The 15,138-nt window shown below is 41.5% G+C and carries 13 protein-coding genes; 3 read left to right on the top strand and 10 right to left on the bottom strand.

Going from position 1 to position 15,138, the window contains the following annotated elements; translation table 11 throughout:
• Positions 1-112 precede the first annotated feature (112 nt).
• The gene (locus ACTB0Y_RS10950; protein ID WP_463206861.1) at positions 113-832 is read right to left on the bottom strand and encodes a LytR/AlgR family response regulator transcription factor; all 720 of its coding nucleotides are present in this window, start codon (positions 830-832) and stop codon (positions 113-115) included.
• Positions 825-1,892: a sensor histidine kinase gene (locus ACTB0Y_RS10955; RefSeq protein WP_463206862.1), complete on the bottom strand. Its 1,068-nt coding sequence runs from the start codon at positions 1,890-1,892 to the stop codon at positions 825-827. The genes ACTB0Y_RS10950 and ACTB0Y_RS10955 overlap by 8 nt, the downstream gene beginning before the upstream one ends.
• Positions 1,893-2,103: 211 nt before the next feature.
• On the opposite strand from ACTB0Y_RS10955, the gene ACTB0Y_RS10960 reads away from it, so the two are divergent.
• Entirely contained in the window at positions 2,104-2,490 is a 387-nt protein-coding gene (locus ACTB0Y_RS10960; protein ID WP_463206863.1) for a hypothetical protein, read from the top strand.
• 692 nt (positions 2,491-3,182) lie between these two features.
• Here the strand turns inward: ACTB0Y_RS10960 and mazG are convergent.
• The 3 genes from mazG to ACTB0Y_RS10975 are packed head-to-tail and all read right to left on the bottom strand — an operon-like array spanning position 3,183 to position 5,082.
• On the bottom strand, positions 3,183-3,986 hold the full coding sequence (gene mazG / locus ACTB0Y_RS10965) for a nucleoside triphosphate pyrophosphohydrolase (protein WP_463206864.1): 804 nt from the start codon (positions 3,984-3,986) through the stop codon (positions 3,183-3,185).
• A complete protein-coding gene (locus ACTB0Y_RS10970) occupies positions 3,986-4,312 on the bottom strand; it encodes a putative quinol monooxygenase (RefSeq protein ID WP_463206865.1) in 327 nt (108 codons plus the stop codon). Before ACTB0Y_RS10970 ends, mazG begins: the two co-directional genes overlap by 1 nt.
• A complete protein-coding gene (locus tag ACTB0Y_RS10975) occupies positions 4,309-5,082 on the bottom strand; it encodes an SAM hydrolase/SAM-dependent halogenase family protein (protein WP_463206866.1) in 774 nt (257 codons plus the stop codon). Before ACTB0Y_RS10975 ends, ACTB0Y_RS10970 begins: the two co-directional genes overlap by 4 nt.
• Before the next feature lie 121 nt (positions 5,083-5,203).
• Here ACTB0Y_RS10975 and ACTB0Y_RS10980 point away from each other — a divergent pair, with 121 nt between their 5' ends.
• Complete coding sequence (locus ACTB0Y_RS10980; protein WP_463206867.1) at positions 5,204-6,223, top strand: PhoH family protein; 1,020 nt, start codon at positions 5,204-5,206, stop codon at positions 6,221-6,223.
• A 247-nt stretch (positions 6,224-6,470) separates the two neighbouring features.
• Positions 6,471-7,415: a phosphoribosylaminoimidazolesuccinocarboxamide synthase gene (locus ACTB0Y_RS10985; RefSeq protein ID WP_463206868.1), complete on the top strand. Its 945-nt coding sequence runs from the start codon at positions 6,471-6,473 to the stop codon at positions 7,413-7,415.
• 513 nt (positions 7,416-7,928) lie between these two features.
• On the opposite strand, the gene ACTB0Y_RS10990 is transcribed toward ACTB0Y_RS10985, so the two are convergent.
• The 5 genes from ACTB0Y_RS10990 to ACTB0Y_RS11010 form a co-directional block, all read right to left on the bottom strand.
• Complete coding sequence (locus tag ACTB0Y_RS10990; protein ID WP_463206869.1) at positions 7,929-9,566, bottom strand: dipeptidase; 1,638 nt, start codon at positions 9,564-9,566, stop codon at positions 7,929-7,931.
• A 155-nt stretch (positions 9,567-9,721) separates the two neighbouring features.
• On the bottom strand, positions 9,722-11,116 hold the full coding sequence (locus ACTB0Y_RS10995; RefSeq protein WP_463206870.1) for an aminopeptidase P family protein: 1,395 nt from the start codon (positions 11,114-11,116) through the stop codon (positions 9,722-9,724).
• A gap of 51 nt (positions 11,117-11,167) precedes the next feature.
• Entirely contained in the window at positions 11,168-13,519 is a 2,352-nt protein-coding gene (gene hypD, locus ACTB0Y_RS11000) for a trans-4-hydroxy-L-proline dehydratase (protein ID WP_463206871.1), read from the bottom strand.
• A 105-nt stretch (positions 13,520-13,624) separates the two neighbouring features.
• A complete protein-coding gene (locus ACTB0Y_RS11005; protein ID WP_463206872.1) occupies positions 13,625-14,419 on the bottom strand; it encodes a glycyl-radical enzyme activating protein in 795 nt (264 codons plus the stop codon).
• A 530-nt stretch (positions 14,420-14,949) separates the two neighbouring features.
• The coding region (locus ACTB0Y_RS11010; RefSeq protein WP_463206873.1) for a hypothetical protein at positions 14,950-15,138 on the bottom strand (189 nt) is incomplete at its 5' end.

The raw sequence follows: 15,138 nt of genomic DNA on the forward strand, positions 1-15,138 counted from the left end.
GCCGACCTGGAGAAAATAACAATTGCATGCCGGTTTGCTAATGTAAACCGGCATGTTATTTTACTATCAAAATGTTATATTACGATTGCCTGCCTGTAAAAAAAATACAGTGCTATGGGTTCTCCTTCAATACACTTATTGCCTTTTCACGGAAATTTCTGCCAATATTTAACTGATGCTCACCAATTTCCACATATGCTGTTGTAAAGGCCTTTACTTTTTTGATGTTTATGATGTAGCTCCGGTGTATTCGCAGAAAGGTTGTTTCCGGTAAAACGTTTTCAAAATCGCTGAGTTTTTCGTAGCAAACATAAGAATGGTCTTGTGTTTGGATTTTTACGTAGTTGTCAAGGCTTTCGATAAATAAAATTTCATCATATGCCAGTTTGTAGTTCTTTTTATTCGACTTTATAATGATATGTGTTTGCTCATCTGTTTTATGGTCAGTAGTTTTGGTTGCGCTGCTTTGAAGACTCAGGAATTTATTAATGGCCTTCATAAAACGGTCAAAAGCAATGGGTTTGAGCAAGTAGTCGATGGCATCGAGGTCAAAAGCATCTATAGCAAATTCGCGGTAAGCCGTTGTGAATATAACTGCCGGCGGATGGTGTAGCGATTTGAGAAAATTAATCCCGGAAATTCCCGGCATATTGATATCCAAAAACAATAAATCTATTTCTTTCGCATTTAATACTTCTATAGCTCCGGTGGCTTTTGTGAACTTTCCGCATATCTCAAATTGATCGAATACCTCCAAATGCTCTTCAATAATGTCAATGGCTATGGGTTCATCGTCAATGATCAGACATTGATATTTAGGTCGGTTATTCATTGGTTAAAGTGATTTTCAGGTCTACAATAAAAGTTTCACCGTTGTCCTGGATTTGCAAGTTGTGTTTTTCGGGAAAAAGAACGGCAAGTCGCTCGCTGGTGTTTTTCAATCCAATTCCATTACTTTCTGAGTTCAGGTATTTGTCTGTTTTGGTTTGGTGATAATTGTTTTTGGTCCTAAACATAAGTTCGTCGCCTTCCAGATCAAGGCCCAGGGTAACGCCGGAGCTGCTGTGCTTGAATGCGTTTTCTACCAGTGGAAATAAAAGCAATGGCGGTATTTTGTATCCTTCGAGATTTTTTGGGTAATCAAATTGCACAGTAAAAGATTCATCATGTCTGAGTTTTTCCAGGGCAATATAGTTTTCTATGAAGGTTATCTCACTTTTTAAATCTACAGACTCGTGTTCTCCCTTGTAAAGCATGTAATCCAACAAGTCAGATAGTTTAAGAATTGAAGTTCGTGCCTCTTTTGTATCCCTTTTTATGAGTCCATAAAGATTATTGAGCATGTTGAACAAAAAATGTGGATGAATTTGTCCCTGTAGTAACTTCATTTGGGCATCTTTAAGCTTTGATTCTGCGAGTAACCGCTGTTTTTCAATTTCGTTTTTTTCGTTCATTCGGCGATACGATTCGCGTATAAAGTGAATTACCACGGCTGTAAAAACAATAATGTAATTACCGGCGAGTAGTATCAGAATATCCTGACCGGTAGGAATCAAAAGTTCCGGAAGCGTATAAGCACTGTAGATCAGTATGCCAAAAGATGCGAAAAAATTGATCCACATGGTAAATATGAATCCTCCAAATACGAGATAAATAAAAGTCCAGATTTTGTTTTTGAACAGAAACCGGGGAATCAGAATGTAATTAATAAGCCAGGTGAGAAAATAGCTCACCACTATCATCGATGCCACCAATACAAGTCGTATTTGAAGATCGAATTTTGGGTTAATGAACACAAAAAGCAGAATGAGCGCTGCCAGTATCCAATATAGAATATGCCAGAGCCATCTGCGTTTTCCTGTAAATGTTTTGTGAAAGGTATCTATCTTCATATAATCAAAGATAGGTTTTTTGTAAAGCTTGATCGGTTAAAATGAGATATTTTATGCAAACGACAAGTAATCAGTTCTGAATGGCTGTTTTGTATTTTGGAATGGAATAATTGTTTCTGAAAGCGTAAAATCGTACCTTGACATAAAAAGTTTTCAGATCCATTACCAATGATGTAAAATTGATCCTGTAAACCCATTAAAACTATTTATTATGTTCAAACATTGGATCGAAGGTGGACCATTTTTTATGTCGCTTGTTTACATTATGTGGATCATTGTAATTGTATTCGTTGTAAAATCAGTTATTAACTATTTTTCGCCAAAAGCAACAGAGAAGTTTTTGCTCCGGCAAAGTTCGTGGATTTTATTTTTCGGAAGTCTGGCTTTTTTGACCGGTATTTTTGCTCAAATGGTTGGTTTTTATGAAGCTATGCATGTTTTACAGGAAGCAGGTGATGTGTCACCAAAACTAATTGCCGGAGGTTTTAAGGTTTCATTACTGGCACCTTTGTATGGCTTCTTATTGCTGCTGCTTTCAGCCCTGTATTGGTTCCTGTATCGAAAAATTGTACAGAAGAAATTTACTAAAATGCATTAACACTCTTGCACCGTGAATTGAATAGGCAGGAACATCTTTACAGACGTTTCTGCTTTTTTTATATTTTTCCTGTTTTGTGCACCACATCGACGCCCTAAAAATGCACCACTGATTATCAGTCTATTGTGAGTTTTGCATTAATATTTTGGGTGTCCCGTCCTATTTTGCTCAATAGAATTAAACTATGTTGCATAGACCCGGGCATCCGTGATGAATAATTTCTTTTATCCTTTTCCTTGATGAAAAGGATCAAAAATCAAGACCAAATTACGCTTCATCCCGCTCTGTTCAATGGATTAAATGGCATATAAAAGCTGGGCAAGCCTCTTTTATACCATTTATATCCATTGAACATTCACCCCTGCACTGGCCCGCCAATTTGGTCTGGCCAACCCGCCTTGGGTCTTGTCGTTGATCAGCAGTAAAAAGTTTGCCAGCTAGCCGCATGATAAAAAATGCGTTAAAAAAACTTGTTATTATGGCGTCACGCGGTTTTGCCTTTTTTGACCTGTAGCAAAAAAAGTAGGGTTATGTCAAAATTGGGTGCCCCATTGCGCAAAACAGGAGGAACATCTTTACAGACGTTTCTGCTTTTTTTATATTTTTTGGCAAAAAATTAACCGTAAAGGCTTAATGTCATGTCAAACATAATCTGACGGCCAAGTATTGCTCTTTTCGAGCATGACATGACATTAGTGGTTATTCTTATCGAATTGTTTGGCCTCCTCCCATATCACATCCATCTCTTCCAACGACATTTTATGTAAATCTTTTCCTTTTTGGAGGGTTTGTGATTCAAGATAATTAAACCGCTTGATGAATTTTTTATTGGTGCGTTCCAATGCCGTTTCAGGATCAATATCGTACAAGCGGGCAGCATTTATCAGGCTAAAGAACAAATCGCCAAATTCAGCTTCTATATCTTTCTGTGAATTGTTTTGGGCTATCTCTTCTTTTACTTCACTCAACTCTTCATTAACCTTGTCCCACACTTGTTCGCGTTCGGTCCAGTCGAAACCTACACCACGCACTTTTTGTTGTATGCGGTTGGCTTTGACCAGGGCGGGTAACGATCTGGGTACGCCTTCCAATACAGTTTTTTTGCGGCCTTTTTCTTTGAGTTTTAAGGCTTCCCAGTTTTCTTCAACTTCCTGTGCCGACTGGGCTTTGGTGTCTCCAAAAATATGTGGATGCCGGTAAATCAGTTTCTCGTTCAAAGCTTCTATCACTTCTTTGATGGTAAACCAGTCATTCTCTGCGCCAATTTTGGAATAAAAAACAATGTGAAGCAGTATATCGCCCAGCTCTTTTTTAATTTCTTTTCCATTGCGCTCAATGATTGCATCGGCCAGCTCGTAGGTTTCTTCAATAGTGAGATTGCGCAGGCTTTCCAGCGTTTGTTTTTTATCCCACGGGCATTGCACACGCAGGTCGTTCATAATGTCGAGTAGCTTTTTGAAAGTGTCTAGTGTAGGTTGGTTTCCTTCTTGTTGCATTAGTCAAAGAGTGATTTTTGGTTTTTTAATTCATCAGGGTCGAATACGGTTTCAACTGTCCAGCTTGTGGGGTTTTCTCCTGAGAATATTTCTATTTTATCGATAAGTAATTTATTGAGGTCTGAAACACGAAAATCTTCGAGTTTTTCATCTTCATCCCAAATCATATACATCTGGAAGCTTAAATCATCGGTTTTGTCCTGCAGCACATCAAAGTGTTGGCAACCATCTACAGAGATTAGTTCATCTCTGAATTGCTTCATAAACTCTGAGAAATTCACGCGATGGTCTTCCTGTAGCTGAAATTTGGTAATACGTGTAATCATTTGAATGTGATTTTAATTCGATCGCCTGTACGCAACCCTAACGATTTGTTTGCCGGATAGTTCATATGAGCAATCTCCAGCAAATCACCGCTGTTGAATACCGCGATCAGTTCATTTACTGATTCATTATACCCGTCATTTATTTTTTCTATGCCATGTGGCTTTCCTTTGAGCAAGATAGAGAATTTTCTGTTTCTTCCGGCCTCTTCGAATATTTTTCGTGTAATATTCGTGATAATATTTCCAAAACCATCAATATGGGTGATGATACCAATAATTTGATTTTGTTCGATTTGAGGTCGTATGTACCGGGTTTCTTTTAATGTATATGGTTTGCCAAGCCCACTGATGCTCTTTTTTTGGTAGATGTGGCAAATGCCTCTGCTGATGTAGCTGAGTTCGGGAAATGTGGGTGCATATCGGTCACCAGGCTCCATTAGTATCACTTCATGAGCTTTGTCTCTCACTAATAGATTAATTACGCCCGAATCGGGAGAAATGAAGAAATGATCATCGAAACTTGCCGCAATGTAGGGTACTGGGTTTTCATTACGGTTATTTACAGTATTAATATGAATTGTACCTTTCGGAAAATGATGATAACTGTTACGTAATACAAAAGCAGCCTCCTGGTATTGATAGTGTTCAATTTGGTGTGTAATATCAATAAATCCCGGCACAGGCTCACAATGGCTAATAATGCTCCCTTTGAGTGCGCCAAGGTAGTAATCGCTTTTATCCCAGTCGGTAATGAAGGTTATGCTTTGCATAGTTTTTTGAAACAGTGAACCACAAAAATATTACTGCTTACCGTTAAAATTTAATTATTTTTGTCACTAATTAGTCAAATATTAATGCTTCAAAATTAGTAATAATTACGGACGAACGTATATGATAGAAAAATCAATTAAAATTACAGATTTAGAATTGATAGACCTTTATGGTATCAATGATGCGAAATTGGATGTGATGCGGGAACTTTTCCCAAAACTCCGAATAGTAGCGCGAGGCGATGTGATAAAAGTGATGGGAGAGGAAGATGAAATACTCTTCTTTGAAGAAAAATTGAATGAGTTTATAGAACACTTTCATGAGTACGGAAAACTTACGCCAGACGACATTTCGCGTATTGTAAATGAATATAAACCAGCCAATAAAGAGGACTTAAAGAAAACGGATGTATTGGTGTTCGGGCGTAATGGTAAACCCATCAACGCAAGAACAAAAAACCAGCGAAAACTGGTACAAAGCGTTCATTCAAATGATTTGGTTTTTGCTATTGGTCCGGCAGGTTCGGGGAAAACTTATACGGCCATTGCCATGGCTGTGCGTGCCCTGAAAAATAAAGAAGTTAAACGCATTATTTTAAGTCGCCCTGCTGTAGAAGCCGGTGAGAATCTTGGTTTTTTGCCAGGGGATTTGAAAGAGAAAATCGATCCGTATCTGCAACCACTTTATGATGCATTGAATGATATGCTTCCCAGTCGCAAGCTTGAGTCTTACCTTGAAGATGGAACTGTGCATATCGCCCCGTTGGCCTTCATGAGAGGTCGCACGCTTGATAACGCCTTTGTGATTTTGGATGAGGCACAAAATACTACTATTAATCAATTGAAAATGTTCCTCACACGTATGGGTGAACATTCAAAAATGCTTATTACGGGTGATGTGACCCAAATTGATTTACCCGGCCGCATGGAGAGTGGTTTGTTGCACGGAATTAAACTATTAAAGAACATCGAAGGCGTTAGCACTGTTTACCTGGACGAAACAGATATCGTAAGGCACCGGTTGGTTAAGCAAATTGTACTTGCATATCAGTCAGACAGAGATAAAAAGGCTATGGATGCCAGAAAGGATGCCACTAAAAAAACGAAAAATTCCAATAGTCAAAAATCAAACGAAGAATAATAACAACGCGCAGTCCAATTAAGCTTATAGTTCATGAGAAAGAATGCTCATTAATAATTTGTAATCTTAAAAAAGGGTGTACTTGAAAAGCTTCGAAAGAATTTAACGAAATCTTAAAGTTACTTATCACATTAAAAAGTTGAGTAGTCGTATTTTTGGATTTTTTAATTTTGAAAATTAGTGAGTGGTGCTTTGAAAATTATCATTTGATTATAGAATTTATTAATTGGTATTTAAATAAAACATTATGGACGCTTTAACGAAAAGTAATTTCAATTTTCCCGGGCAAAAAGACGTGTACCACGGTAAAGTACGGGATGTGTATAATATTGGTGATGAGTACCTGGCAATGGTTGTAAGTGATCGGATTTCGGCCTTTGATGTGGTTTTACCACAGGGTATTCCATACAAAGGGCAGGTGCTGAACCAGATTGCTGCGGAATTTTTGGATGCTACCAAAGATATTGTTCCCAACTGGAAAGTTTCCACGCCGGATCCCAATGTAACCATCGGTCATTATTGCGAGCCATTCAAGGTAGAGATGGTTGTGCGCGGATATCTGACCGGACACGCATGGCGTGAATATAAAGCCGGCAAGCGCGAGCTGTGTGGCAATACCCTGCCTGAAGGTATGAAGGAGCATCAAAAGTTTGAGCAACCCATAATCACACCAACCACTAAAGAGGACGTGGGACACGATGAGGATATTTCGAAAGAGGAGATACTTAAACAGGGTCTTGTTTCAAAAGATGACTATGAATTGCTTGAGGAATATACGTTAAAGCTTTTTGAACGCGGTACACAAATGGCTGCCGATAAAGGACTGATTTTGGTTGATACCAAATATGAGTTTGGTAAAAAAGATGGTAAAATTTACCTGATTGACGAAATTCACACACCCGACAGTAGTCGTTATTTTTATGCAGATGGGTACCAGGAACGATTTGATAAAGGCGAAAAACAGCGCCAGCTTTCAAAAGAGTTCGTGCGCGAATGGCTTATAGAGCAGGGATTTCAGGGGCAGGAAGGTCAACAAGTGCCGCATATGGATGCTGAGCGCATTAAGCAGGTTTCTGAACGTTATATTGAATTATATGAGAAAATTACCGGCCGCAGCTTCGAAAAAGCTGACATTAGTAATATCGAAAATCGTATTCAGGAGAATACAGAGAAAGCATTGAAAGAACTATAGCGCAAATTTTAACATAAATATAAAAAGACTCCCTGGGAAGTCAATTTTCTTCGCCATGACGTTTTTAATTTTCGGTTATGTGCAGGAAAATTAGCACCATCATCGCTCAATCAGCGACGCGAAGGTGAAAGCCTGAACCGAACTGTTTTGGACAAATGGGAGGCCGGCTCCAAGCCGGCCTCCCATTTTGCGTTTTGAGCCTTGCCTTCGCATCGCTCTTCGAACCAACTTCACTATAAACGGTCGGAAAGACTCGGCGTGTCTTGGAAATACACCGAGTCTGGGCAACAGCAACACAGTCCAATCGAAGACGTCATCGCGCGGAGCGCCAGCGACAAAGCGATCTGTTAGAATACCCGCAGCGGAAGCTTGAAACATCTCTTCTCCCGATAAATCGGGATCGTGATGACGTTGTTAATTTTGGGTCTGGTGTTGATATCCAGCCCAATCGAAGCCGCATCCCGCTTAGCCGCTCCACGCAGCTAAGCGGTTGAAAAGACGACAACTTAAAAACTACTCGTGATTATTTGTATAATCCGTGATCAATTGGTTACGTAACTCGATGTACATTTCCGTGGCTTCCTGCATGAGCGTATTGGAGTATTTGGTTAAAAACTCCTGGGCGCTTTCCGGTTTTTTCTTATGTAGCTCCATGGCCTTTTTCTCAATTTCAGCCTGTTTGTCGAATATTTTATTTTCGAACGGTGTACGTGCTTTAATTACATCCTTTGACATAGGTTGGAACCTCAATCTGCAAAGGTTGCCTACAAAATCGTATGCCCAACGCGCCGACTTTTCGCTGTATGCCTCAGGGTCATAGGTTTTGTAGGTATCGTCCACAGAGAGGTTGCCGGTGTATATTGGGATGTAGGGGCAGAAATAGGGATTGTCCAGGTAAACCCAATACACACCACCAATTTCATCGGGCAGCCAGTCACGTATTTGCAGCACCATGCCATAATGCCCACGGTGCCGGGCCACAGGGCGACGGTATGTGATTTCCATTGCTTTGCGCATTTCGCTGTCTGGGAATGGTGTGGCCATTGGGCTTTGAACCATGCCACCCTCATTGTCAGGAACCATCCATTGCGGGTAAAGGGTCATGTCGTAAATGGTACCCTCGAACGTAGAGCGCTGGAATGCGATGACATCCCGTACCGACATTTTTTGTTCAGGTTTAATTGAGAATGGATAATAGGAAACGGGCTCCACAGTTTGGAAATAGGGCTGCATGCCCTTGAAATAGTTGTCTTTTACAAACCGGTCGGGCCAATTTTTAAGGTTGGGTGCAAAGGTTTGGTGAAACAACCAGAAGCGTCCCGTGGCGTATTCAGCGGGTAGGGGAGCATAAGCTTCCTGCCAAATGAAAGGTTTGCCCGAAGCCGGATCGTACCAGCCGCGATCAATGGCTTCCTGTTTGTAATTGTCTGAAACCATGAAATTGTCTGTATCGTCTTCATCGATTTGTTTGATGATAGACCAGTTGGGAATCATTGTTGCCTCATCGGCTGGCAGTCTTTTGGCTGCCCAAATGGCCCCTGGTTTGCCGCTGTCGCGTGTCCAACCTGCACCAACGCCGAAAATCTCCAATACCCAGATTTCATCTTTGTCGGCTATTACCAAAGTTTCTGACCCTGGGCCGCTACTGGGTAGGAATCCGTATTTGGTCATTAATTTACCAATGAATTTTACAGCTTCACGTGCGGTTTTATGGCGTTGCAAGGCAAATATTTGTGCCTGGTCAATGGTCATGATCTGTTCGCCGTTTTCCCGGGTGCAAATTAGTGCATCGCGCTGGGCTGTAGTACTCTCGGCTATTCCAAGTTGGTACTCATTTACCTGCGAATAGGCAGAGTGGAAGTATTTGTAGGTTTGACGTACCTGTGGAATATAACCCAGTACTTCGCCATCATTGTCGAGTGGGAGTGTGGCATCCTGAATGCCCCAATACACAGCGGCTTTGGCTCCGGCCTCAAAAGTCATGGCCGGCATTACAAAAATACGGGAATCAGGTCCGGCATCGGAGTGTGAAATAATGTTGGAACCATCTTTAGAGGCTTTCTTGCCCACGGCAATAATTGTACATGAGTTACTTTGTATAGTAAGGAATACAAAGAGTGTGGTTAAGAAAAGGAATAATATGTTTTTCATAAGTATTGAGATTTAATGTGTTGATATTTTTGTATTTGAATTGCTAATATAGTTTATTTTTAACGTCATTGCGAGGAGGTACGACGAAGCAATCTCTTTCAATAGAGTTTAAGAGATTGCTTCACTACGTTCGCAATGACGTCTCCGATTGATTTCTACTCAAACGCTTTCGCCCGCTCAGCTTCCACATCTTCGATGTTTTTGGCCAGTGGCTTGCCCAAAATGCGGTATCCTTCAGGTGTTACCAAAATATCTTCTTCGTTCCTGATGCCCCCAAAGTTTTTATAAGTCTCCACTTTTTCGTAATTGATAAATTCGCTGAAACGGTTTTCTGATTTCCATAGATCAATCAATTCTGGAATGAAGTAGATACCGGGTTCAATGGTAAAAACGAATCCCGGCTGCAGTGGCCTGGCCAGTCGCAGCGATTTTAAACCAAATAGCGTGCTTTTAGGCTCACCGGCGTATCCCACAATTTCTTCTCCGAAATTTTCCATATCGTGCACGTCGAGACCCATTAGGTGCCCTGTGCCACAAGGGAAGAATAGCGCATGTGCTCCCGCATGAACGGCTTCTTCTGTATCCCCTTTTACAAATCCAAGTGCCTTTAGTCCATCGAAAATGTGGCGGGCAGCTGCAAAATGTACTTCTTTGTAAGCTGTGCCGGGTTTGCAGGCTTCGATGGCTGCATTGTGGGCATCGAGGGTGATTTGGTATATCTCTTTTTGCTTTTCTGTAAACTTGGCAGATATCGGGAAAGTACTGGACATATCCCCGGCATAATGCAATGGCGTTTCGGCACCGGCATCAAGCAAGAAAAGGTCACCTTCGTTGATGGTATTTCCGTGGTAATGGTTGTGCAAAGTTTGTCCGTTAGTGGTGGCAATAATGGGGAACGAAATATTTCCGCCATGCGCCAATGCTACCTCGTGCACTTTAGCGGCCACCTCAGCCTCTTTCATTCCCGGTCTGGCAAACCGCATGGCTGCCTGATGCATTGCTGTGGTGATACTGACCGCCTTTTCTATTTCTGTAATTTCTTTTGCTGACTTTATGTTGCGTTGATCTGAAACAACTTTGATTAATGCTTTAGAAGCAAAATCATTGGTTTGATTTACGGGAATACCAAGCCAGTTGTACAATTTAATTTGATGCTCAGGTCTGTATGTTGGCAAGAAATGAAGTGTTTGCTTGCGTTTTTGTGCCTCTGCAAGCAGGTTTAACAGGTCTTTTTGACTTCCTGTGTGCTCAATTCCTGCTTTTTGGCTATTTTCTGCAATTGTTGGTTGTGCCCCCATCCACACGATGTGGTCAATGGTGAGGTCATCACCAAAAATCCAATCTTTGTCGTTGTCAAGGTCAATGATACCGGTTAAACCCGGAGAATCCAGTCCGAAGTAGTACAAAAATGAGCTGTCCTGCCTGAAGTGATAAGTGTTGTCGGCATAGTTCATAGCGCTTTCTTCGTTGCCCGGAAAAAATAGCAATCCGGTTTTAAATTGTTTTCTGAGTTGATTGCGTCTGTTGATATAGGTTGATTTTGGGAACATGATGAATATTTTTTTTGTTTCGGTTATTTTACTTTTAGATAGAAAAATAGCTTATGCCTCTTCGTGGGCAGTCCTGCGAATAATTTCATTTTGTAGGGCTTCGCCAAGGTCATTGAAATAGTCGCTGTAGCCGGCCACCCTCACAATTAAATCTGTGTGCTTTTCAGGGTGTTTTTGTGCATCGCGCAGTGTGTCGGCACTGACCACGTTGAACTGTATGTGGTGTCCGTCCATCCGGAAATAACTTCGTATGAGGTAGCCCAATTTGGCAATAGCCGTTTCATCTTTGAAAAATGAAGGTGCAAACTTCTGGTTGAGCAGGGTGCCACCCGTTTTAAGATGGTCAATTTTGGCTGCCGATTTGAGCACGGCTGTGGGGCCTTTTTTATCGGCTCCCTGCACGGGACTGATGCCCTCTGAAAGCGGCTCCCCGGCTCTTCTGCCATCGGGCATTGCGCCAATAACGCTGCCAAAGTACACATGGCTTGTGGTAGGCAACATGTTTATGCGGAAAATGCCACCGCGATATGTGGGGCGTCCGTTGATAGCATCGTGAAATATTTCGAAAACCTGTGCGGTAAACTGATCGGCCTGGTCATCATCATTGCCGTATTTGGGCGTTTCATAAATGAAACGGTAGCGTAGCTCCTCGAAATTTTCAAAATCATTGTCAATGGCCTTTACCAGGGCTTGCATTGTAATGTTTTTGTCATTGAAAACATTATGGTTGATGCTGGCCAGGTTGTCGGTAATGCTACCCAGTCCCACACCCTGGATGTAGGAGGTGTTGTAGCGAGCACCGCCGGCGTTATAATCGGTGCCATTAGCTATGCAATCTTCAATAACGAGCGAAAGGAACGGAACGGGAAGCTCTTCGGCATAAGCTTTTTCAATAATGAGGTTGCCATTGAGTTTAATATCTGCAAAAAAGTTCAATTGTTTTTTGAAGGCTTCCATCAAATCCTCCATACGGGTAAATTGTGCCGGATCGCCTGATTCAATGCCAATTTTTTTGCCTGTACGCGGGTCAGTACCATTATGCAAAGTAACCTCAAGTATTTTGTTGAGGTTGAAATAGCCTGTCAGGATGTAACTTTCCGTACCAAAAGCGCCGGTTTCAACACATCCGCTGGCGCCACCATTGCGCGCATCAACAATGTCTTTGCCCTGGTTAAGCAATTCTTTGATGATGGCATCGGTATTGAAAATGGATGGTTGGCCGAAACCGGTCTTTGATATTTGCAATGCCCTGTGGATAAATTTATCGGGGTTTTTCTTGCTGATTTGCACCATTGAGCTGGGTTGTAGTATGCGCATCTCTTCAATTACATTTAGAATCAGGTAAGAAAGTTCATTCACAGCATCTGTGCCATCGGGTTTAACCCCACCCAGGTTAATCAGGGCAAAGTCGGTGTATGTATTGCTTTCTTCGGCAGTAACGCCCATTTTTGGGGGCGAAGGGTGGTTGTTGAATTTTACCCAAAATGCTTCAAGCAATTCTTTGGCTTCTCTGTCGGTTAAGGTTTGTTTGCTTATTTCTTGCTGGTAAAGCGGATAAAGGTGTTGGTCTAATTTTCCGGGGTTGAATGAGTCCCAGGGATTTACTTCAGTGATCACGCCGAGGTGGATGAACCAATAGTGTTGAAGCATTTCGTGAAAAGTTTCAGGTGCATGCTCCGGTACTTTTCGACAAATATCGGCCATGCGCCTGAGTTCCCTCTTTCTGTTTTCGTCCTGGGTGGTGGTTATTATTTCTTCAATTTTGGTGGCATGCCGGTGTGCATACATGATCATGGCATCGGCAGCAATATTCATGGCTTCGAGTTCGTGCTTTTTGGCCACATCATTATCATTTAACTGCTTTATGGTTTCTGATATCTCGTTTTTTAGGTCAGCAAGTCCTTTTTGGAAAATTTTTTTTCCGGCTACAGTATGCCCCGGGGCTCGTTGTTCCTGGAATTCTGTAAAAACACCTGCTTCATAGGCCTTGTGCCAGTTTTCAGGAAGCCTGTCGAAAATTTTATCGCGCATTGAACGCCCTTTCCAATATGGGATAATCTCCTTTTCGTATAATTCTCGTGTTTCGGCATCCACGGTAAAGCCTACTTTAGGGCGATTGTGAAGGATATCGAGGTCCTGCAGTGAATGCAGACTAACTTCCGGATAGGTGGGAGTGGCTTTTGGTGCCGGTCCCCGTTCTCCTACAATAAGTTCGTGCTCGTTGATGCAGATGGCTTTATGGGTAAGCAGATATTTAAAGGCCCGTGCTCTTTTTATAGGGGCTGGGAGGTCTATACCTTCCATTTCTTTATAAAACCTGGTTATAAGTTGGGCGCGTTCTCCCGAAAGCCGGTTTTCAGCTTCGAGACTTTGTTTGCGTAGTTCTGATATTCTGGGTGTCATGTTTTGTTGGTTTTGAGTTTTGATTGTTTTTGGTGGCATTAGTTTGTGTGAGCGAGCACCCTTAGCTCATGACCGAAGGGAATAATCGCTCAATTTGAGTTTTAACTATCCACCAATGGTAACTGTAAATCCGGTTTGTTCAAATTTCATTTTGAGTGGCGCCAGTTCTTTTTCGTCCATGGCTTTTGTGTCCCCCATACGGTTCATTTTCCGAAATCTTTCGTATTTGTTGTTTGAAATATTGTGATAAGGTAGCAAGTCAATATGTTTGATGGACTTAAAAGTGTTCAACATTTCACTCATAGCATTGATATTATTTGTGGTGTCGGTAATTCCGGGAATAACCGGAAAGCGTAACCTTGTGTTGATGTTGTTTTGATCAAGCCATTTCAGGTTGTTGAGTACATTAGCTACAGGTACGCCCGTATACTTCAAATGCTCCTCATTGTCTATCAATTTTAAATCATACAGGAATAAGTCCACATTGGGGGCTATGGTCCTGAAATTTGTTTTGTTGGTATAACCCGTTGTGTCAAGTGCTGTATGGATTTTATGCTTTTTGCATTTTGTGAGTACCTCTTTCAGGAAAGTAGCTTGCATTAATGGTTCGCCACCAGAGAATGTTACTCCGCCATCAGACTCTTCAAAGAATACACGGTCTCCAAGAATGGTTTCCATGAGTCCATCAGTGTCGACTTTATAACCTATTTGTTGTTCTCTCGTGTACCGCTGATCAGCAAGTTTGTTGGTTTTGATGCATTTTTCAGGAGCTGGATTTTGGCTCTCTGGATTATGACACCACCAACAACTCATGGGGCATCCTTTGAAGAAAATGGTTTGCCGTATGCCCGGACCATCGTGCACAGCAAAGTGCTTAATGTCGAAAATAATTCCTTCCATTGGTTTAAAAATGGATTTGTAATAAATGTAATAATGTAAATTAAACCTGTATAAAAGAGGGAGAAGGGTTGCTCGATATCAGCAAATCCAGCATTCGAACAGGCATTTGCCTATTGCATGAGAGAGTTTATTGTAAATAAAGAGAGACATAAGTCAAATATAATACTTTTTTTGATTCAAAAAAATGACTTCTGTTGGCTATTGTAAACATTAAGAGCCGGTTGGGGATTCAACCGGCTCTATGGGGTAAAATATAAAACGAAGTGAAGGGGTCTTTTCGACTTGATAATCAGTAGATGGCTTCGTTTCCGATTTCATCGGAACAGGCTGCTCCTTGTCGCCATGAAGGTTCCAATTTTGGATTTGAACACAGTTCATTACAAGGGTACAGCCCGAAGTAATCTGTACCAATCAATCAGAGCGTAAATTAGAAACAGATGGCTTCGTTCCTCGACATGACGATTCCAATTTAAGGTTTGTACAGCTCAAAAGAAGAAGCAACCGAAGCACGAGATGCGAGCTCGACTAAATCAATCTGTTGCAATTAACTGCAACGTAAGCTTTGTAACAGATGACTTTGTCATACTTCCTGCCAATGACGTATTTAAGAAAGTTTCACGCAACGCTCGCAACGAATGCGCAGCGACCGCAACGTTAGACACGTAGCGTTCGTAGCGTATTTTTCGTGGCGCTCGTGGCGTGAAATAATTTAAAAAACT

This window comes from Salinivirga sp. (genome assembly GCF_055145285.1).